Genomic DNA, 19,796 nt, shown 5'->3' with positions numbered 1-19,796 from the left:
ATGACTGATGTAGAGAATCTACCGACAGCTAAACTAAATAATAACGGACTTGATAGCGATGGCTTTATCGTAAATCGTTGTTCGGCAACAAAGATACAGCCAGAATTTCAAGCTGTAGTGTTGGCAACGATTGATGCTCTAAGACATGCGTTTGTTGGGCAAATTCACAGTATTTACCTTTACGGCAGTGTCGGTAGAGGGAGTGCGAAAGCGGGACAGTCTGATCTGGATGTATCGGTGGTATTTAAAGAGCCAGTCTCGAAGTCACAACAGATGCAACTCAACCAAATCTCAAAGGAGATTTCGGGTCGACATGACGAAATTAGCAAGCTCGACCTTGACCCCGGTTATCTAAAACAAGTGCTAGAACCAGAGGAAAAGTATCGCTGGCAATTTTGGCTTAAGCACTGCTGCTGTTGCATTTGGGGGGAAGATTTAGCTGAAAAATTTTGTCGCTACCGGCCAGATGTGCGCATCGGCTACCAACTCAATTCCGATCTGGCGGTGTTTTTGACCCAAATGGAAAGCCGTTTTGCCCGACTGACTTCTGAAGAGGTAGGTAAAATTCTCGGTAAGAAACTGCTCAGAACGGCTTATTTATTAGTCGCGGAGAAAGACAAGAGTTGGCACACCAGTTTGGAACAGTGCGCCGAAGTGGCAATTCACTACTTTGAAAAAGAAAGTATTGAGTCAGCTTTGGCTTTGGCGAACGGAGTATCAGCGACCAGAGAAAAAGGTATCGCTCTGTTCAATCATTTCGGTCAACAATTGCTTGTAAAGCTTGATGAAATTAAAGCTACGGATGGTTTCCATTAAGCTAACCGTTCAGTTGCTTCATGGCTGTAAGACATGGTATTCAATATAGGCAAATGCACTACTAAGGAAAATAGCATGTCAGAGCATTCAGCGATTGTGCGCTGGAGTAGGGATAAAAGTGATACGTTCACGGAAGGAAATTTTTCCCGGACTCATGTTTGGGAGTTCGATGGTGGCGTTATCGTGCCTGCTTCATCTTCTCCCCACGTCATACCCGTGCCGCTTTCAAGTACAGATTGTGTTGATCCCGAAGAGGCGTTTATTGCCGCTTTGTCTAGCTGCCACATGATGACATTTCTCGCCATCGCAGCAAAACGAAAATACTGTGTTGAAAGTTATGAAGATTGCGCCCAGGGGCTGCTAGGAGACAATAGCCAGGGAAGAATCATGCTGACTCAGGTGAGATTAAGGCCCAGAGTGGTTTTTTCTGGAGAGCGTATTCCGGATGACGAACAACTCGCAAAGATGCACAAGTTGTCTCATCAGAACTGTTTTATTGCTAACTCGGTAAAGACAGATGTGGTCATCGAAACTTCGAATTAATTATTGATTAAGCACGATGACTCAGTCATACACAAAAAACTACCACCGTTGCTGTGGAGTTTGTTAACCTGAGTAATATTTAGTTATTAAGGATAAAAAAAATGAGACTTATATTAGCCATCCTACTTCCCTGGCTGCAATTTTTTACTATTGGCCGACCTTTTGCCGGCATTTTTTGTCTAATTTTACAAGTGACCTTAATTGGCTGGATTCCCGCAGCTATCTGGTCTGTTTATGCGTTGAGTCAGTACAAAACGGATCAAAAAATCAAACAGGCGTTAGGTGAGTAGCGGCAGATGAGATTAGTGTCACCATCGTCTGAATACCAAGTGAAATTTGCTCGATTCTTTCAGGACTTTGAACGATATGATCCAGAAAATGCGGATTACTACAGACGCGGAGTGACAGACTTCAAACGCTATATACAAAACCTGAGCAATGAAGAACAGGGCATCAACCTGCCAAAAGGTTATGCCCCATGCAGCCATTTCTGGATGATAGCTGATAGTGGAGACATGATTGGTGCCATAAGAGTGCGTCACATTCTGCATAACGAGTTTTTGCAAACTGAATGTGGGCATATCGGTTACGACATTGCGCCAAGCTATCGTTCTCAAGGGCATGGAACACACATGTTGCATCTTGTGCTTGCGAAGGCGTTACAACTGGGCATTGAGACGGCTTTGGTGACGGCAGATGATGATAACTTTGCCTCTCGCAAGGTAATTGAAAACAATGGTGGTGTTCTTGACGAAATTGTTTATGGCAAGGTGTTTGAAAGACCCATTGCCAGATACTGGGTTTCCTGCGTCTAAATTACTGAGGCTTACTTGGAATAGCTATTGTCATCCTTGATTCGTTTATTTGGTTTGATGATCAATGAAATTCTGCGTATTAAATTAGTCGAAGCCATTTGCTATTTGGTTGGGTTCTTTATTTCTAAAGTGATCACCTTGGGTTGGTTTCCTTCAAATGAGCCTAGTGATTCAGAAAGAATCAGGGTCAGTTACATAGGACTCATCAGTATCATATTGGCGCTGTTTGCTGTGGCAGCAGGAAACGCATGATAGAGGTAACAGAGTGCAGCAAATAATAGAAACGGAAAGATTGCGATTGAGACCTTTTCGTCTGGGTGATAGTGAGAGAGTTGCAAAACTGGCTGGTGATAAGGTCATTGCCGATATGACTGCTCAGATCCCCCATCCTTATGAACCATCAATGGCAGTAGCTTAGATAGAAACTCACCAGCCTGCTTATGATGAAGGTAGAAGTGTCGTTTATGCGATCACGATTAAAGGCAACGATGACATCATCGGCACTGTCAGTTTGCCATCTCTCAATGGTGGACTTGGGGTGCTAGGTTATTGGCTGGGTGTAGAGTTTTGGGGTAATGGATACGCATATGAAGCGTCCAGAGCTTTGGTCGACTACTGTAAAGAAAACCTTGGGTTAAAACAGCTTGAAGTTTCTCATCTAGTAGGGAATGAGAGGTCTAAGTCGGTTATTAACAAATTGGCCGTTACTTATATGGAGAATAAGGTCGTGACGGTGCATGGTCGTGACAGAGAGGTCAGTGTCTATCGTTCAGAAATATGACGATTAGATGGATTAAACATCAATTGAGCCAGAAGTAGATATGACTGTTCTTGAGCGCGGTCATTTGATTGACTACAATAACCCACTTTATTAATACTTCAGGGTATAACCATGAGCGATAACAACGCAAAGCCAGAACTACCAGATCATCTATCAGGCAATCCACGTAGCCCACATCACGTGGCTGAGTGTTTCGAACACCAAATCGGCATTCGCCTAAATGGTAAAGAGCGCACTGACGTTGAAGAATACTGCATCAGTGAAGGTTGGGTTAAGATCCCTTCACCTAAAGCACTGGACCGTTTTGGCCAGCCAATGCTCATCAAACTAAAAGGCACTGTTGAAGCTTACTATATTTGAGAGACAAAATTTAAGCGACAAAGCCGACTCTAAATGACAACACATGGATACTAATATGACGCCATGTGTTGTTTTTTTATCCATTCGAAATCCATTTAAAACCCCAGTTTTTAGCCTTCAACCTCTTTTGTTACTTGCTTCAGTATGTTCAGATTCTGCAGTCTGACACTTCAATACGTTATCATTGGCTTTTATGTGCTAATTTTACCCTTGTTATTAAGTATGCCTGAAATCAGCATAGACAACGTCGTGGTGTATCAGCATTAACCATGTTGATTTTTTGGAAGGGTTTAGAGGGAAAACTATGGACTCGATTATTCAGCAAGCTATCAGATTAAGAAAACAAGAAAAATTTTCAGAATCCAGAGCGTTACTAGAGCCCTTACTCGACAGTGAACATTTTGCTGCTCAGGCGAATCTGCATATTGCTTGGTCATTTGATAACGAGGGTAGGGAATCCGATGCCGTTCCTCACTATAAATCGGCTCTGCTTGGCACGCTTTCTGAGACGGAACGCTTTGATACCTTGTTTGGTTTAGCCTGCACCTATCGAAGTCTGGGGGATTATCGGCAAGCGTTGGAGTACTTCGATCAAACCATCAGTGAATTTCCTGAAGCAGACGAGGTCAGGCCCTTCTATGCTATGTGCCTGTATAATTTAGGTCGCCATAAAGAAGCGGTATCATTGTTACTCGATCTTCTCGTCGCAACCACGAACAGTGATGCAATCAAAGAATATCAGCGCGCTATTTTATTGTACTCAAAAGATTTAGACCGAACCTGGTGAACGTGAAGGTTGATAAACAGAAAGAAAGATAGAAAGATCAAAAAATAAAAGGCCAGCGGTGAATGCGCTGGCCAGTATCTAGGCTATTGTTGATGGCTTAAACTCAGCATTGCCTCTAGTACGCCACCTGCGACCGCTCTTGCTTTATCTGAGATAGAGCAGTGGTCGACACTGGTGCCCCTTGGGTCGATATCCCCAATTTTAAAACCTTCGTGAACTTGAAGACCTGAATTAAGCAGGCCTCTTACTTTGCCACTGAGCGTCGCATAAACGACGGTGTCGTCGATGCTGGCGATTTCCTGACCTTCTTCGACAATATCTCCCAATACTACTTTGGCGACAAATGTGCCTGCCTGAGGTGCCCGTATCACGCGTTGGTCGGTATAACCTAGTATGCTTCCAGGGATCCCTGAGTTGGGTTGACATGGTCCGTCATAGATGACTCGTCCCAGTTGGTGGCCTCGATTTGTTTCAATGGCAGCATGACAATCTTTGCCAGCATGGAAACCCGGACCCAAAGCAATCGTCACTGGCGCCATGGCTTTGTGGGTGCCCAAGTTCTTTTTCGCAAGTATGGCGTCAACAAGAAAGTCGGGTTTAATGGTATCTGTTAGCTTGCCTGTTTCATCTACGAATACGGGAATGTTACCTTTTTCAAGTTCTCGGCAGGCCTTGTCAAAAGAATCAACCTTGACCGCCTGAATACCCTCAACAGTGACAGGGTCACCATATAGACACTGACCAAAAGACACACTACAGCGAATCATTGTGGGATGCTCGATGTCAGTCATAACTACTTTAAATCCTGAGTTGTGCAGTCTGGCGGCGACACCAGTAGCGATATCACCGGCACCACGTATTAAAACCAGCTTACGATTAAAGTCACCAACATGATCTTTGAGCTTGAAACCAGAAGCGCCATTCTTCACATTGAGCACTTCAGCCATCACGCTGATGGCAATTTCCTCAGGGGTCTCCGCACCAATATCAAAGCCTATTGGTGAGTGAATATGTTGAATTTGCTGCTGACTCGTACCAAGCTCGCGAAGTCCCTGAAATAGTGTCTGCACTTTTTTTCGGCTTGCCATCAGTCCGGTATAAGCCGTAGGTTGTTGTGCGATGGCGTTAATGGCATCTTGATCTTGATGATTGGTGGCGATGATGACATAGCTGTTTTCGTTGATATCGAGCGATTGAATGGCCGTTAGCATGTTATTGCCCAGAACACGATGTGTTCCTTCGGGGAAATGTTGTTCTGCGAGGCTGGCTTCATAAGCATCGGCAACCGTGATATCGAACCCAAGATGTGTTGCGACCTGGGCAATCGCTCTGTTTACATGTCCGGCACCGATAAGAAAAAGACGTGGTCGAGTGCCGTATACGTCGATGGAGAGTGTCATCGCGCCCCCGCAGTCCATACCCATAGCATCAGGCCCATTGCGAGTCATACGGCCGGTGACAACGCGAGGTTTGTTCTCTTTGATTGCTTCTACGGCTTGTTCTATGACATAACGTTCAATCATGCCACCACCAATGGTGCCATGAATTTGCCCTCCTTCCTCGATGAGCATGGTACCACTATGGCGAGGGGAGGAGCCTTTAGTCTCTATGATATTGGCAAATGCAAATGGTATGTTGCTTTGCTCAAGTTGTGCTGCCTTTGCGAAAATGTTCATCCAAACTACCTCTGTTCAAATGCTATGGAGTCCGATTGAAAATGCGGTGGATGGGCTCCGGAGCGGTCAGTTGAGTCAACGCAACCATGCTAAGTAACGGTTCATTGTCAAAAATGTTCAATGCGAGCTGCTCGAGTTGCTGCTGATCAACAGCCAAGTCGATTTTATTGATGACCCATATCTTGCTGTGCTTGTCCAAACAGCTTTTAAACATGCCTTGACGATGGTTAATCAGCGGTTTGAGTACCTGCTCGTCGATGACGGAGCCGTCCTTACAATCTGTTAATAAGCTAAACTCATGCCAGCGGTGGATAAAATCTCCACAGGCAGGTTTGAAGATTGATTCGGCTCCTGTAACACCTATCACCACATCACATTGGTAAGGAATGCAAGGCTCGTGCCCAGCTGGAGCTTTGAGTGGCAACCGATTTGCACCATCTGCTTCTACAACAAACACTGAGTATTGGTGTCGCTGTTGGAGAGCATCGAGTTGTTCAAGAGACAGGCCTTTTACCTTTCGTAGCGCTTTTGTCTTGCAGTCACGAATCAGTTCGCGATAGATGAATGAAATTCCCGGCTTGGCTAATGGGGCAACCTCAGAGAACAGACAGAGTTGGTCCAGGTCCGAGTGAAGAGGTTTGTACATTTTGGTCGTCGTTGTGGCACAGACGTTGTGACCCATTCTTTTGAACTCTCTCGCTAGCCAAAACAACATATGGGTTTTGCCACCACCACCAACCAATGCAATGGTTAACGGTCTTTCAACACTCGGTTTATATTTCAAAAAAGAAGAACAGAATGTAGAAAAAGAATTATTTGAAGCGACAGGCATAATTACTAAACCTAATAGATTAAAATGCGAAAAAACCTAATAGAACTTCGTATGAAAAACAGCGTAGATAATATCGACTGTATCATCCCAGCCGCAGGGTTATCATCAAGGATGGGCTGCTGGAAATTAATGCTACCTTATAACAGCAGCACGATCTTAGAGCAAAGTATCAGAAATGCTTTGTCGTTTTGTTCTCGTGTGATCCTGGTCGTAGGGCACCGAGAGGAAGAGCTCATGCGCCAATATTCTCATTGGGATAATGTGACTGTTATCCGCAATAAGAACTACAAAAACGGTATGTTTTCGTCTATTCAGACGGGTATACATGAAGTAAATACAGAGTACTTTTTTATCTGTCACGGAGATATGCCTTGCGTCTCTGGGTTGATATACCAAAGCCTTTACCATCATAGGTTTAATGGGACTGTATTCCCCGGAAACAAGCTAAGGACCGGACATCCAGTGTTGATTCACAAGGCTACTTTTGATCACCTTTATCGTATGAATGAAGCGAAATCCATGAAATCGATTTTTCAACAGGGTCAGGTTCACTATCTGGATTTGACTGACCCCAGCATTTATCTTGATGTTGATACCCCAGAGGCTTATGAGGCATTAGTGAATACTGAGTCAGTACTCGATCCACTATCAAGTTGATAAAATAATTTCGAAAGTATCAATTTGATATTCATATTATCAAATTATTTAAAGCAACCACTTGTTAATTGTTGGTTAAATATTGTGATTTTAAATAACAATACATAATCGGCGGTTAATCTGATTGATATAACCAAGTACGATCTGTATCTCAAATTAATGCCAATATTAGACCAAGCTCACGAATACCATACGTAATCATGGGTATTGGCTCAAAAGTTGCCTTTTTAGCCAGTAGTAGTTTGTCTGTCATTCAATTTAAACAATGCTAAAAAGGCGAAGAATATGAATATTAAATACCTCACGCCGGACACAGTGAGTGCAGCGTTGGAGTTAAAAGCAAACCATGGTTCACAAGCGGTTTGGTTCGCGGGAGGCTCGAAGTTAAATGCCGCTCCCACTCGCAGTGATGCAGGTGTTTTTATCTCCATCGATAAGTTGGGCTTTGACCGTATCGAGTTACAAGGTAATACCCTAACAATGGGAGCAACGAGTCGCATTCAGGAACTGATTGAGAGTGAATTAGTCCCTCAGTCTTTAAAACAGAGTGCGGGTTACATTTACTCCCGACACCTCAGAAACCAGTCAACTTTAGGCGGTGAAGTCGCCGCTCTGCAATGCGAGGCACCTCTGCTACCGATGTTATTGGCACTGAATGCTCAGGTTCGTTTCGCTGACGGTAGAGAATTAGCATTGGATTCCCACCTTGAGACTCGTGAAGAGGGTTTGATTGAAGCTATTGTGGTGCCGGACATCACGCTTCAGACCGTTAGCCATCGTGTCACACGCAGCGCCGATGGATTAAGAGTGGTTAATGCCGCCGTATCCGTGGATGGACTGGGTAGGCAGGTGGTTGCACTTGAAGGAGTCAATACCCGTTTTGATGAACCAACCAAACCGATGAGATTACGAGATATCGAAGGGTTGGGATTCAGTGGTGACGAGTTAGAGCAAGCGATAAAAAGTGCGCTGCACGCTGTGGACGATATCTGCGGAAGTGCGGGTTATAAGGAATACCTGACAGCCATTGTGATCTCTGACTTATTAAACGAATGCCGTGAACTGGCAAAGGGGGTGGCGTAATGTCTATTCAATTTAATCTCAACGGTAGACCTGAAACGGCTCACTGCGCACCGGAAACCAATGTTCAGACACTGCTGCATTCAATGGGGCTCCACTCGGTTCGAAACAGTGATGACGGTTGGGGCTTTGCAGGATCGGACGTTATTTCCTTTAACGGTAAAATGGTCAATGCTTCGCTGTTGATTGCTGCTCAATTGGAAGGAGCTGAAGTGAAGACGGCAGAGGCTCTGTCGGCTTGGAACCATTTGAGCCTGGTACAGCAAGCCATGATTGATGTGGGAGTCGTACAGTCGGGCTACAATGACCCGGCACTTGCCTTGCTGCTTACTGATTTGCTGGAACGTATCGCTGAGCCAAGTCGGGCAGAAATCGACGATGCGCTATCTGGACTGTTCAGCCGTGACGCAGGGTATCAGCAATTCTATGATGTGGTGTCATTGGCGGTAAAACGTAAAGCAGACCCGGAATATACCCAGATGTTCGCCCCTGAATTCCGGGATGATCTCGATATAGTAGGTAAGAATTGCCCCAAACTTGATTCTGCAAAAATGGTTCAGGCGAAGCCTTGTTATGTTGAAGATCGGATCCCACCCAATGCGTGCGTCATCAAAATGCTTCGCAGCCCTCATGCTCATGCCTGGATCAGTCATCTGGATGTATCGAAAGCGGAAGCCTTACCGGGTGTTGTTAGCGTGATCACCTATAGAAACTGCCCCGATATCCCATATACCCCGGGAGGCCAGAGTGCGCCGGAGCCATCCCCCCTCGACAGGCGCATGTTTGGTCAAAAGATGCGACATGTAGGGGATCGCGTCGCGGCGGTTGTTGCCGAATCGGTTGACATCGCGAACGATGCTCTCAAGTTGATTGAAGTTGAGTTTGATGTGCTGAAACCAGTGATGACCATTGATGAAGCAAGAGCTCCGGATGCGCCTATTGTGCACAATGAACCCATCGAATATGGCGTCGGTGCTCCAGCGGATCTTGAACAGCAAAACGTCAATGCCGATCCTCGTGAGGGTAAGTTAATTGTTAACTTCCCGATTGGTTGTGAGCCGAGAAAAAACATTGCAGCGGGTGTAAGAGGGCACATTGGCGATCTTGATAAAGGTTTCGCTGAAGCCGATGTAGTTATTGAGCGAACCTACGAGTCTAAACAGGTGCAGCAACTACCAGTGGAAACGCATATTTGCTATAGCTACATGGATGGTGACCGACTGGTGATGCACGATTCAACCCAAGTGCCATGGCACGTCCGTCGTCAGGTAGCAAAAATCCTCGGTGTTAAACAGAACAAAGTACACATCGTAAAAGAACGTGTAGGTGGCGGTTACGGGTCAAAACAGGACATTTTACTTGAAGATGTCTGCGCCTGGGCGACATACACGACCGGGCGTCCGGTTTACTTCCATCACACCAGAGAAGAAGAGTTTATATGTAATTCCACCCGTCACGTTGCCAAGGTGACCGTTAAACTCGGTGCTAAGAAGGATGGAAAACTGACCGCGATAGACATGGAATTTTTAGCCAATACCGGGCCATATGGAAACCACGCGCTAACAGTGCCTTCCAATGGACCTGCGCTGTCTTTGCCGCTTTATCCATGTGACAACGTGGACTTCCGTGTCACGACATACTACTCCAATATTTGTCCAACAGGGGCATATCAGGGCTATGGCGCACCGAAAGGCAATTATGCGCTTACGATGGCAATGGCGGAACTGGCCGAAGAGCTTGGTATCGACCATCTCGATATGATTGAGAAAAATCGTGTGGTTGAAGGTCAGGAGTTGAAAATTCTCGGCGCAATTGGTGAAGGTAAAATGCCAACGACAACGCCTAAAGTACACAGTTGTGCCCTTGAAGCCATTCTGCGTGAAGGTCGTAAACTTATCGATTGGGACGCACCGAAACCCCATCAGGGAGACTGGAAGCTAGGTCGAGGAGTCGCCATCATTCAGCAAAAATCGGGCATTCCGGATATCGATCAGGCGAACTGTAGCATCAAGATGGCGTCTGACGGCACCTTTATCGTTCACTCTGGTGGTGCTGATATCGGTACCGGTTTAGACACGGTGATCGCCAAACTTACGGCAGAAGTGCTCAAGTGTCCTCTGGAAGACATCACGATACACTCTGGAGACACGGATCATGCTCCGTTTGATAAAGGTGCATATGCATCATCGGGGACCTGTTTCTCGGGTAATGCAGCGAAACGTGCGGCAGAAGCGATGCGTGAGAAAATCCTCAAATACGGTGCAGAAATGCTCGGGGCTGAAGTAGAGGAAGTTGATATTGTAGCTCCGGGCTTGGTGAAAGGTCCTGATGGCGTAGTCAGTTTCTTCGAGATTGCTCACAAAGCTGAAAGTGGCACGGGTTGGGGACAGTTACTTGCGTCAGGGTGCTTCACTACGCCTGAGTTTGCATTCCCGTACGGCGCCAATTTTGCTGAGGTCGCGGTAAATACGCGTACAGGTGAAATCCGACTGGATAAGTTCCATGCATTGCTTGACTGCGGTACGCCAGTCAATCCTGATCTAGCCCTTGGCCAAATCTATGGGGCGAGCATGCGGGCAATTGGTCACAGCTTATATGAAGAACTCATTTACGACGATCAGGGCGTGCCGGTAAACACAGATCTGAAAAGCTACGGTGCGCCGAAAATCGGCGACATTCCAAAAGACTTTAAAGCCGTATTGGTACCAAGTGATGACCCTGTTGGTCCTTACGGTGCGAAGTCGATTTCAGAAATTGGTGTTAACGGTGCCGCGCCAGCCATTGCGACAGCCATTCATGATGCTTGCGGTGTGTGGCTAAGAGAGTGGCACTTTACACCAGAGAAAATTCTTAAAGGTCTCAATAAATTATAACAACCAGTGCGGCAGTCGAGGCGACAGGTGCTGCCGCACATCTTTTATTCCAAATAACGGGAAGCAATGCCTCTGTGAATGAGTTGTGCAGTGAATAGGGGCGTTAAGATCGAGGTAATTATGCAATATACCCAATCAATAAAAGCGATCAGGGCATCGATTCTGGATGTGACAAAAGTCGTAGATAAGCCCGAAGATATCGAAAAGCACGTACGTTTCATTGAAGATGGACTACTTCTTGTTGACCAAGGCCGTATCGAATGGGTTGGTGAGTGGCAGGAAGGCAAGGACAAGGTCCCGGCGTCAGTGCGGATACGCTCCTATCCCGGCAAGATAGTGATGCCGGGATTTATCGATACACACATTCATTACCCACAAGCTGAAATGGTGGGAGCGTATGGTGAACAGCTACTGGAGTGGCTGAATAACTATACCTTTCCAACGGAAGCACGCTACAAAGACCGTGACTACTCAAAAGAGATGTCCAAATTTTTTATTAAGCAATTGCTCCGAAATGGCACTACAACGGGCATGGTGTTTGGCACTGTCCATCCCGAATCAGTTGATGCGCTGTTTTCCGAAGCCAACAAACTCAACATGAGAATTGTAGCGGGTAAGGTGATGATGGACCGTAACGCGCCAGACTACCTTCTCGACACACCAGAAACCAGCTACAACCAAACTAAAACTCTGATTGAAAAATGGCACAAGAAAGACCGTTTGCTTTATGCGATTACACCACGATTTGCACCGACATCCACTCCTGAACAATTGCAGATGGCACATAAGCTCAGAGAAGAGTATCCGGATACTTATATTCATACCCATTTGTCAGAAAACAAGAACGAGATTGCCTGGGTAAAAGAACTGTTCCCAGAGCAGGAGGGGTATTTGGACGTTTACCATCATTATGGCTTGACGGGTTCAAAGAGTGTGTTTGCCCACTGTGTGCATCTTGATGAACAGGAATGGGATTGCATCGAGCAAACCGATTCTGCCATCGCATTTTGCCCAACCTCAAACCTGTATCTGGGTAGTGGATTATTTAAGTTGCAAGAAGCCTGGAAACGAAACGTCAAGGTGGGCATCGGGACCGACATTGGCGCAGGTACCACTTTCAATATGCTGCAAACCTTGAATGAAGCTTACAAAGTGGCTCAGTTACAGCAACATAAGCTTTCTGCGTTCGAGGCGTTATATTTGGCGACCCTTGGAGGCGCGAAGGCCCTATCTCTCGATCATCTGATTGGTAACTTTGAGGTAGGCAAAGAAGCAGACTTTGTCGTCATCGACCCATGTGCGACTCCACTACAGCAACTTAGATACGACAACTCTTCCGAATTGATTGAAAAATTGTTTGTGCTTATGACCCTTGGTGACGATAGGAGTATCTACCGTACTTACGTTGACGGTTGTCTGGTCTACGAGCGCAGCTGATTCTATGAAACATAGCAAATACAGCAGATGCATTGGTCTCAATTTAGGGATGACCAAGACTTAATGAAAAGGAATATAACATGTCCGAAAATATCTCAAATCAGCAAAGTACGTTGGAGATTGCTGAAGATAAACCCGTATCAACCAATGGTTGGTTCGACAATTATTTTTTAATCACCCACCGGGGTAGCAATATCCGAAGGGAAGTTATTGCGGGGCTGACTACTTTCTTAGCCATGGTTTACTCGGTGATCGTGGTGCCGAGCATGCTTGGTGTAGCAGGCTTCGATCAGGGCTCCGTATTTATCGCCACTTGTCTAGTTGCAGCGTTCGGTTCTCTACTTATGGGGTTCTGGGCCAATTTGCCTATGGCTATTGGCTGCGCGATTTCACTTACCGCCTTTACCGCGTTTAGCCTGGTGCTCGGTCAGGGAATCTCTATCCCTGTTGCGTTAGGGGCGGTCTTTTTAATGGGTGTTGTCTTTACTGCGATTACCGTCACAGGGGTAAGGCAGTGGATCCTGACTAATCTTCCATTTGGTATTGCGCATGGTACAGGTATCGGTATTGGTTTATTCCTGCTGCTGATCGCTGCAAATGGTGTTGGTCTGGTAGTGAAAAACCCGGTAGAGGGTTTACCAGTCAGCCTGGGTGAGTTCACATCGTTTCCGGTGATCATGTCAGTACTGGGGTTGGCTGCCATCTTTGGCTTAGAAAAGCGTAGGGTGCCGGGAGGAATTTTACTGGTGATCATCGCAATATCTGTGCTTGGACTGATGTTTGACCCGAACGTGAAGTATCAGGGCTTATTTGCGATGCCTACTTTTGGTAGTGGTGAAAGTTCGTTACTCGGCTCTATGGACATCATGGGGGCTATGAGTCCACTTGTACTGCCAAGTGTACTGGCATTGGTTATGACCGCGATCTTCGATGCCACCGGAACCATTCGCGCCGTTGCCGGACAAGCTAACTTGCTGGATAAAGACGGGAACATTATTAACGGTGGTAAGGCGCTGACTTCTGACTCAGTGAGTAGTATTTTTTCTGGCTTTGTAGGTGGTGCACCCGCGGCTGTGTACATTGAATCGGCAGCCGGAACTGCAGCCGGAGGTAAGACAGGTTTGACGGCAGTCGTCGTAGGTGGTCTGTTCTTGCTACTGCTATTTCTCGCCCCATTAAGCTATCTGGTACCAGCGTACGCTACGGCACCAGCATTAATGTACGTGGGTTTGCTGATGATGAGTAACGTTAGCAAGCTCGATCTTAAGGACTCGGTGGACGCGTTATCTGGTCTTGTTTGTGCGGTATTTATTGTTCTTACCGGCAACATCGTCACGGGTATTATGCTTGGCTTCTTATCCCTTGTTTGTGGTCGCGTCGTATCAGGTGAATGGAAAAAACTGAATATCGGCACGGTTCTCATTACGATAGTGTTAGTGGTGTTCTACGCTGGCGGTTGGGCAATCTAACGTGATAGTTGGTTAATAAATCGATAGGAATAAGGGCGCCACGATGAAAGGTCGTGACGCCCTTATTGTTTGTTTGAGGGAAATAATATGGACCTGATGGATTGTATTGCAGAGTTGTGGAAACATGAACGCCCGGAGTTAGACACTGAACCTATGGTACTGATTGGACGGTTGATGCGTGTGAGCAAATGCCTTGAGCAAGAGTTGGCTGTACTGTGTCGGCAATACAGTTTGAAAACTGGGGAGTTTGATGTTCTCGCTTCGTTACTGCGTTCGTCAGCACCTTATCGGTTAACACCTAGTGAGTTGACTCAGTCGCTTATGCTCACGTCGGGTGCAATGACTCATCGTCTTGATCGCCTGGAGAGTAAGAAGTTAATTGCCCGCTATCATTCTAACTGTGACCGACGCTGTGTCGTTGTCCAACTGACGCAGAAAGGGTACGACCTGGCGAATGCGCTCATAGACGCTCACGTCGATAAGCAAAAACAGCTAGTGTCGACATTATCACCACAGCAGCGCTCCGTGACGTCTGATCATTTGAGACAGTGGCTAGAACAGATTGAGGGACGTATAGAAGAAATAATCCCTGACCACAGTACAATTCAAAGGCAGCGCAAAGCGAAAGAGTCGGGCGTTGATTCGGACGCCATTTTGGCCGTTGAAGTGTGAGTGCATGTCGAGAGGAGCTATCATATTGATAGCTTTTTTATTGTTATGATAGACGAACTACAAGATAACGTAATTGATATTCTTATTCTAATCGAGTTATAAAAACAAACTCAGTTATCCAAATTAGTAACGATTATCAATTGTTTTTATTATCTGACCTATATCACGAAATAAAACATAAAACCTCTTAATGTTAAGTTATTAGACGACCTTGGCGTAGTGATTGCTCTTATCTCCTTAATTCAATTTATCTGCATAAATAGAAGCACAAGAGAATTAATAAAGGAGTGTTACCATGGGAGACATCATGCGCCCAATTCCATTCACTGAACTGCTTGAACGTATGTTCGGTGAGTATCATCATAGTAAATCGATTTTCGGCATCCCAGAAAAGCAGTTCTACAACAAGCAAACATCCCAATCCCTTTCTGTATGGGGAGAAAACTGTGAAACCCCGGTAGGGCCTGCCGCTGGTCCTCATACTCAGTTGGCTCAAAACATCATTACATCATGGTTGGCGGGTGGCCGCTTTATGGAGCTTAAAACGGTTCAAAAACTTGACCGTCTGGAAATAGCCAAACCCTGTATTGATGCAGAAGACGAGTGTTTCAATACAGAATGGTCTACAGAATTTACGTTACATAAGGCCTATGATGAATATTTAAAAGCCTGGTTTGCGCTACATCTTCTTGAGGCGGTATTTGATAGTGAGTCAGCGAAGAAAGCCAAATCGTTTATTTTCAATATGAGTGTTGGCTATGATCTGGACGGTATTTTGACAGAACCAATGCAGGAGTATATTGATAATATGCTCGACTCGTCAAAGCATGCCAAATTTACTCAGTATTCGACTGAGTTAAAAGATTTTATCGCGAATAACAAGCTTATTAATAGCAGGACATCAGAAACCGAGTTGCAAAAGCTGTTTGAAATGGTTGATGACATTCCTGTTACTCTGACTGAAGGGGTGACACTGTCAACCATGCATGGTTGCCCGCCGAATGAGATTGAAGCGATCTGCCGATATATGTTGGAAGATAAAGGTATCAATACTTTTGTTAAACTGAATCCAACGCTGTTAGGTTATAGTCGTGTGCGAGGCATCCTGGACCAAACCGGCTTTGATTACGTGGCTTTAAGTGAAGAGTCGTTTTCTCATGATTTGCAACTCCAGGATGCCAAAGCGATGCTGCATCGCTTGGTGAAACTGAGCAAAGATAAAAACATCGGCTTTGGCGTTAAGCTCACTAATACTTTGGGCACGTTGAATAACAAGGGACGTCTTCCGGATAAAGAGATGTATATGTCCGGGCGTGCGTTGTTCCCACTATCCATTAATGTGGCACTTGAGCTTTCTCGTGAATTTAACGGCACGTTGCCTATCTCCTATTCGGGTGGGGCCAGCAAGTTTAATATTCGTGAAATCTTTGAGACCGGTATCCGACCTATCACCATGGCGACGGACTTGCTCAAGCCCGGGGGTTATCTGCGCTTAGCCGATTGTGCGAAAGAGTTAGAACAAAGCGCTGACTGGGCGATGGACGGCGTGAACCTTGAGAAGCTAGAGCGCTTAGCAGACAAAGCCCTGTCTGCAGAGTACACCCAGAAAGAGTGGCGTGGCCCGGAAGAAATCACGGTTGAACAACCCGTGCCACTGACGGATTGCTATGTGGCGCCTTGTGTTACTGCCTGCCCAATTAGTCAGGATATTCCAGAATACTTGCGTCTGATGGGCGAGGCAAAATACACCGAAGCATTAGAGGTGATCTATGCGAGGAACGCCTTGCCATCAATTACAGGTCATATATGCGACCATCAGTGTCAGTACAACTGTACGCGTCGTGACTATGAAGGTGCGCTCAATATTCGTGAAATGAAGAAGATTGCACTGGATAAAGGTTGGGAGGGGTATCAGTCTAAATGGCATCACCCACAACTTGATTCCAGCAAACAGCCTGTAGCCGTCATTGGAGCAGGGCCAGCCGGTTTATCAGCCGCGTACTTCATTGCCAGGGCCGGGCATCCGGTCAAGATCTTTGAGAAAGAACGCAGCGCTGGTGGTGTGGTTAAACACATTATTCCTCAGTTCCGAATTCCGGCTAAAGCGATTGAGCACGATATCGAGTTTGTAAAAGCCCATGGCGTGGAATTTGAATATGGCGCGAATCCGAAGGTGACAATAGACGATCTGAAACAGCAGGGATATCAGTACATCTGTCTTGGTGTGGGTGCCGATAAGGGGAACCCAATTAACTTGGCTGGAGACAATGACAACATCTACAAATCACTGGATTTCTTGCGTCGTTTCAACGATGGGGAGCGTTTAAACCTCGGTGATCATGTTGTGGTTGTCGGCGCTGGTAACACCGCTATGGATAGTGCCAGAGCTGCACTGAAAGCAGAGGGGGTTGATAAGGTCACGGTACTATATCGCCGCACAGAAGCAGAAATGCCAGCGTATAAAGAGGAATATGACGAAGCCGTTGAAGACGGTGTGAACTTCAAGTTTCTGACAAACCCTGAGGCGTTCCATAAGGACGGTACCATTGTTGCTCGCGTCATGACCTTGGGTGAACCGGATGAGAAAGGGCGCAGGAGACCCGTTGCGACTGATGAAACCGTTACCCTCAAAGCTAGTGCGGTGATCACTGCGGTAGGCGAACAAGCGAATCGAGATGTGTTATCGCGTATGGGCGTTCCTATGGGAGAAGATGGTTGGCCAGCAGTCGATACCATGACTTGTGAAACCGAAATAGAGAACGTGTTCTTGTTGGGAGATGCGCAAACAGGTCCATCATCCATCGTCTCAGCTATCTCCGGTGGCCGTAAAGCTGCATCCGCGATCATTGAGCGTGAAAGACAATCTGAATCTTTGGCTAATGTTGAATCTTCCGTCACGGCCGCTGAAGTTTATCGCAAGAAAGGCGAAATCAAAGTGGCGCTGCTCGAGGCGAATAAGCTAGAAGAAAGCGACCGCAATGAATTCGTTAAACAAGAAGCCGAGCGTTGTCTGGAATGTTCATACGTGTGTAGTAAGTGTGTGGATGTTTGTCCAAACCGTGCAAACGTCTCCCTGCCAATACCGGGTTTCAAAGATCAGTATCAAACGTTACACCTTGACGCTTATTGCAACGAGTGTGGTAACTGTGCGCAGTTCTGCCCTTGGGAGAGCAAGCCATATAAAGACAAATTTACTCTGTTTAGCCTTAAACAGGACTTTGATTCAAGTACCAATCCTGGCTTCCTTGTTCAGGAAGAACAGTTAGTTCTTAGAGCGCAGGGCGAGGTGACAAGCTATCAAATTGGTGATGACGGTACGATTGAGTTACCAGAACATCTGGCAGATGAAGCCACGATAATTCAGTACGTACTGGCGAATCACAAATACTTGCTTGGCGCGGTAGAAGTGTAAAAGGAGATTGGAAATATGTTGATACTTAAGAACGTAACAGCTGTACAAATAGAACCAACTTTTATCAAGGACGGAGTAGACATTGCGATTGAGAACGATCTGATTGTTGATGTGGGCGAATCTCTTTGTACTAAGTACCCTGATGCGGAACAGAAGGACTTCACCGGCAAACTCGTTATGCCGGGTATTGTTTGTTCTCACAACCATTTCTATTCCGGGCTGGCTCGTGGAATCATGGCAGATATTAAGCCAAGTCCTGATTTCATCTCCATTCTTAAGAACTTGTGGTGGAGAATGGACCGCGCCCTCGATGAAGAGGCGCTGTATTACAGTGGCCTTATCTGTTCGCTTGAGGCAATTCGCCATGGTTGTACATCGGTCATAGACCACCATGCGTCGCCTAGTTACATCCAAGGATCACTCGCTACGTTGCGTAAAGGCTTTTTGAAAGCTGGATTGCGTGGCATGACCTGCTTTGAGACGACGGATCGCAATGGTGGGATCGAAGAGATGGCTGCTGGTGTCGAAGAAAATATACGCTTTGCTCAACTGGTTGATGCAGAGAAACAGCGGGGTGTAGAGCCGTATCTTGTTGAAGCACACATCGGTGCGCACGCACCATTCACTGTGTCAAACGAAGGTATGGCTATGTTGTCTGAGGCAATACAGGCGACCGGTCGTGGTCTTCATATTCATGTCGCGGAAGATCGCTATGATGTCACCCACAGTCACCATCATTACGAACAGGATATAGTGGAGCGCCTCGATAGTTTTGGTTTGATTGACAGTAAGACACTGCTCGCACATGGCCTGTTTTTGTCAGAAAAGGACATCAATATCCTGAATAAGCATGATGGATTTCTGGTTCATAATGCCCGCTCAAATATGAACAATAACGTCGGTTACAATCATCAGCTACGTCAGTTTAAGAATGTCGCAATTGGTACGGATGGTATTGGTGCGGATATGTTTGAAGAGCTGAAGTTCGCCTTCTTCAAACATCGTGATGCGGGTGGTCAGATGTGGCCAGACAGTTTCTTGCGTCACCTTTGGAACGGCAATGAAATCTTAGGGCGTAACTTCGGGGCTAAGTTTGGCCGTCTCGAAGCTGGGTATAAGGCGGATCTGACTATAATGGATTACACCTCTCCAACTCCGTTTGTGGCGGATAATTTGCCGGGGCACTTTGCTTTTGCCTTGAATGCCAGCAATGTAAACAGTGTAATGGTCGAGGGTAAGTTCTCTTATCTTAATCGGGAGTTTCCGTTTGATGTAGAGCCTATCTACAAAGAGGCCAGAAGCGTCGCTGCACGTTTATGGAAAGATATGGACAATTTGGATTAGAGCCGGTGTCACCGGGTAAATAGAGAATAAAGACCAGCAGACGCTGGTCTTTATTATTAAGTGACGTTAACTAATTCGAACAGAGAGGCAGCTTCGTTGGTTTATTTTGCCTTTGAAGCGGGTCAAGCGATTGCCACCATAAGGGGATTTAGCAGGCCGACGCTGTATCAAAGTGGAGGAGGTCGGTCGCCTTATACCGATAACAAAAGAAATGGGGCATGAACACAATAGTAATAATTACA

The 19,796-nt window shown here is 46.1% G+C and carries 15 protein-coding genes and 2 pseudogenes; 15 read left to right on the top strand and 2 right to left on the bottom strand.

Annotation, left to right across the window (positions count from 1 at the left end):
- The 7 genes and pseudogenes from C4S60_RS01155 (at position 1) to C4S60_RS01120 (ending at position 4,102) form a co-directional block, all read left to right on the top strand.
- Complete coding sequence (locus tag C4S60_RS01155) at positions 1-816, top strand: nucleotidyltransferase domain-containing protein (protein ID WP_103878483.1); 816 nt, start codon at positions 1-3, stop codon at positions 814-816.
- Positions 817-891: 75 nt separating this feature from the next.
- The gene (locus C4S60_RS01150; RefSeq protein WP_103878482.1) at positions 892-1,359 is read left to right on the top strand and encodes an OsmC family protein; all 468 of its coding nucleotides are present in this window, start codon (positions 892-894) and stop codon (positions 1,357-1,359) included.
- 101 nt (positions 1,360-1,460) lie between these two features.
- Positions 1,461-1,649, top strand: coding sequence for a YqaE/Pmp3 family membrane protein (locus tag C4S60_RS01145; RefSeq protein WP_103878481.1), 189 nt, complete (start codon positions 1,461-1,463; stop codon positions 1,647-1,649).
- Positions 1,650-1,655: 6 nt separating this feature from the next.
- Entirely contained in the window at positions 1,656-2,174 is a 519-nt protein-coding gene (locus tag C4S60_RS01140; RefSeq protein WP_103878480.1) for a GNAT family N-acetyltransferase, read from the top strand.
- A gap of 265 nt (positions 2,175-2,439) precedes the next feature.
- Positions 2,440-2,955 (top strand): annotated as a pseudogene (locus C4S60_RS01130) (GNAT family N-acetyltransferase).
- Between the two features lie 111 nt (positions 2,956-3,066).
- Positions 3,067-3,315, top strand: a complete 249-nt coding sequence (locus tag C4S60_RS01125) for a DUF3297 family protein (RefSeq protein WP_103878478.1) — start codon at positions 3,067-3,069, stop codon at positions 3,313-3,315.
- Between the two features lie 304 nt (positions 3,316-3,619).
- Positions 3,620-4,102, top strand: a complete 483-nt coding sequence (locus tag C4S60_RS01120; protein ID WP_103878477.1) for a tetratricopeptide repeat protein — start codon at positions 3,620-3,622, stop codon at positions 4,100-4,102.
- Positions 4,103-4,185: 83 nt separating this feature from the next.
- Here the strand turns inward: C4S60_RS01120 and yqeB are convergent, their stop codons facing one another.
- Together yqeB and yqeC are read right to left on the bottom strand one after the other, a co-directional pair.
- Positions 4,186-5,778, bottom strand: coding sequence for a selenium-dependent molybdenum cofactor biosynthesis protein YqeB (gene yqeB, locus C4S60_RS01115; protein WP_103878476.1), 1,593 nt, complete (start codon positions 5,776-5,778; stop codon positions 4,186-4,188).
- Between the two features lie 22 nt (positions 5,779-5,800).
- The gene (gene yqeC, locus C4S60_RS01110) at positions 5,801-6,610 is read right to left on the bottom strand and encodes a selenium cofactor biosynthesis protein YqeC (protein ID WP_103878475.1); all 810 of its coding nucleotides are present in this window, start codon (positions 6,608-6,610) and stop codon (positions 5,801-5,803) included.
- Between the two features lie 24 nt (positions 6,611-6,634).
- Here yqeC and mocA point away from each other — a divergent pair, with 24 nt between their 5' ends.
- The 8 genes and pseudogenes from mocA to ssnA all read left to right on the top strand — a co-directional run bounded on the left by mocA (position 6,635) and on the right by ssnA (position 19,554).
- Entirely contained in the window at positions 6,635-7,267 is a 633-nt protein-coding gene (mocA, locus tag C4S60_RS01105) for a molybdenum cofactor cytidylyltransferase (RefSeq protein WP_341865957.1), read from the top strand.
- A 285-nt stretch (positions 7,268-7,552) separates the two neighbouring features.
- Entirely contained in the window at positions 7,553-8,350 is a 798-nt protein-coding gene (gene ygfM / locus C4S60_RS01100) for a molybdopterin-dependent oxidoreductase FAD-binding subunit (protein ID WP_103878473.1), read from the top strand.
- Entirely contained in the window at positions 8,350-11,220 is a 2,871-nt protein-coding gene (locus C4S60_RS01095; RefSeq protein WP_103878472.1) for a molybdopterin-dependent oxidoreductase Mo/Fe-S-binding subunit, read from the top strand. Before ygfM ends, C4S60_RS01095 begins: the two co-directional genes overlap by 1 nt.
- 120 nt (positions 11,221-11,340) lie before the next feature.
- Positions 11,341-12,657 carry a guanine deaminase gene (gene guaD / locus C4S60_RS01090; RefSeq protein ID WP_103878471.1) on the top strand — a complete coding sequence of 439 codons (1,317 nt, stop codon included), beginning with the start codon at positions 11,341-11,343 and terminating at the stop codon, positions 12,655-12,657.
- Between the two features lie 80 nt (positions 12,658-12,737).
- Complete coding sequence (locus C4S60_RS01085; protein WP_103878470.1) at positions 12,738-14,126, top strand: NCS2 family permease; 1,389 nt, start codon at positions 12,738-12,740, stop codon at positions 14,124-14,126.
- 87 nt (positions 14,127-14,213) lie between these two features.
- Positions 14,214-14,693, top strand: a pseudogene (locus C4S60_RS01080) (MarR family winged helix-turn-helix transcriptional regulator); the annotation flags it as partial.
- A gap of 400 nt (positions 14,694-15,093) precedes the next feature.
- Positions 15,094-18,210 carry a putative selenate reductase subunit YgfK gene (gene ygfK / locus C4S60_RS01075; RefSeq protein WP_103878468.1) on the top strand — a complete coding sequence of 1,039 codons (3,117 nt, stop codon included), beginning with the start codon at positions 15,094-15,096 and terminating at the stop codon, positions 18,208-18,210.
- 15 nt (positions 18,211-18,225) lie between these two features.
- Positions 18,226-19,554: a putative aminohydrolase SsnA gene (ssnA, locus tag C4S60_RS01070; protein ID WP_103878467.1), complete on the top strand. Its 1,329-nt coding sequence runs from the start codon at positions 18,226-18,228 to the stop codon at positions 19,552-19,554.
- Positions 19,555-19,796: the final 242 nt, after the last annotated feature.

This window comes from Vibrio hangzhouensis, from assembly GCF_900107935.1.
Lineage (GTDB): Bacteria > Pseudomonadota > Gammaproteobacteria > Enterobacterales > Vibrionaceae > Vibrio > Vibrio hangzhouensis.
This window is presented reverse-complemented; position numbering and strand designations above follow the sequence as displayed.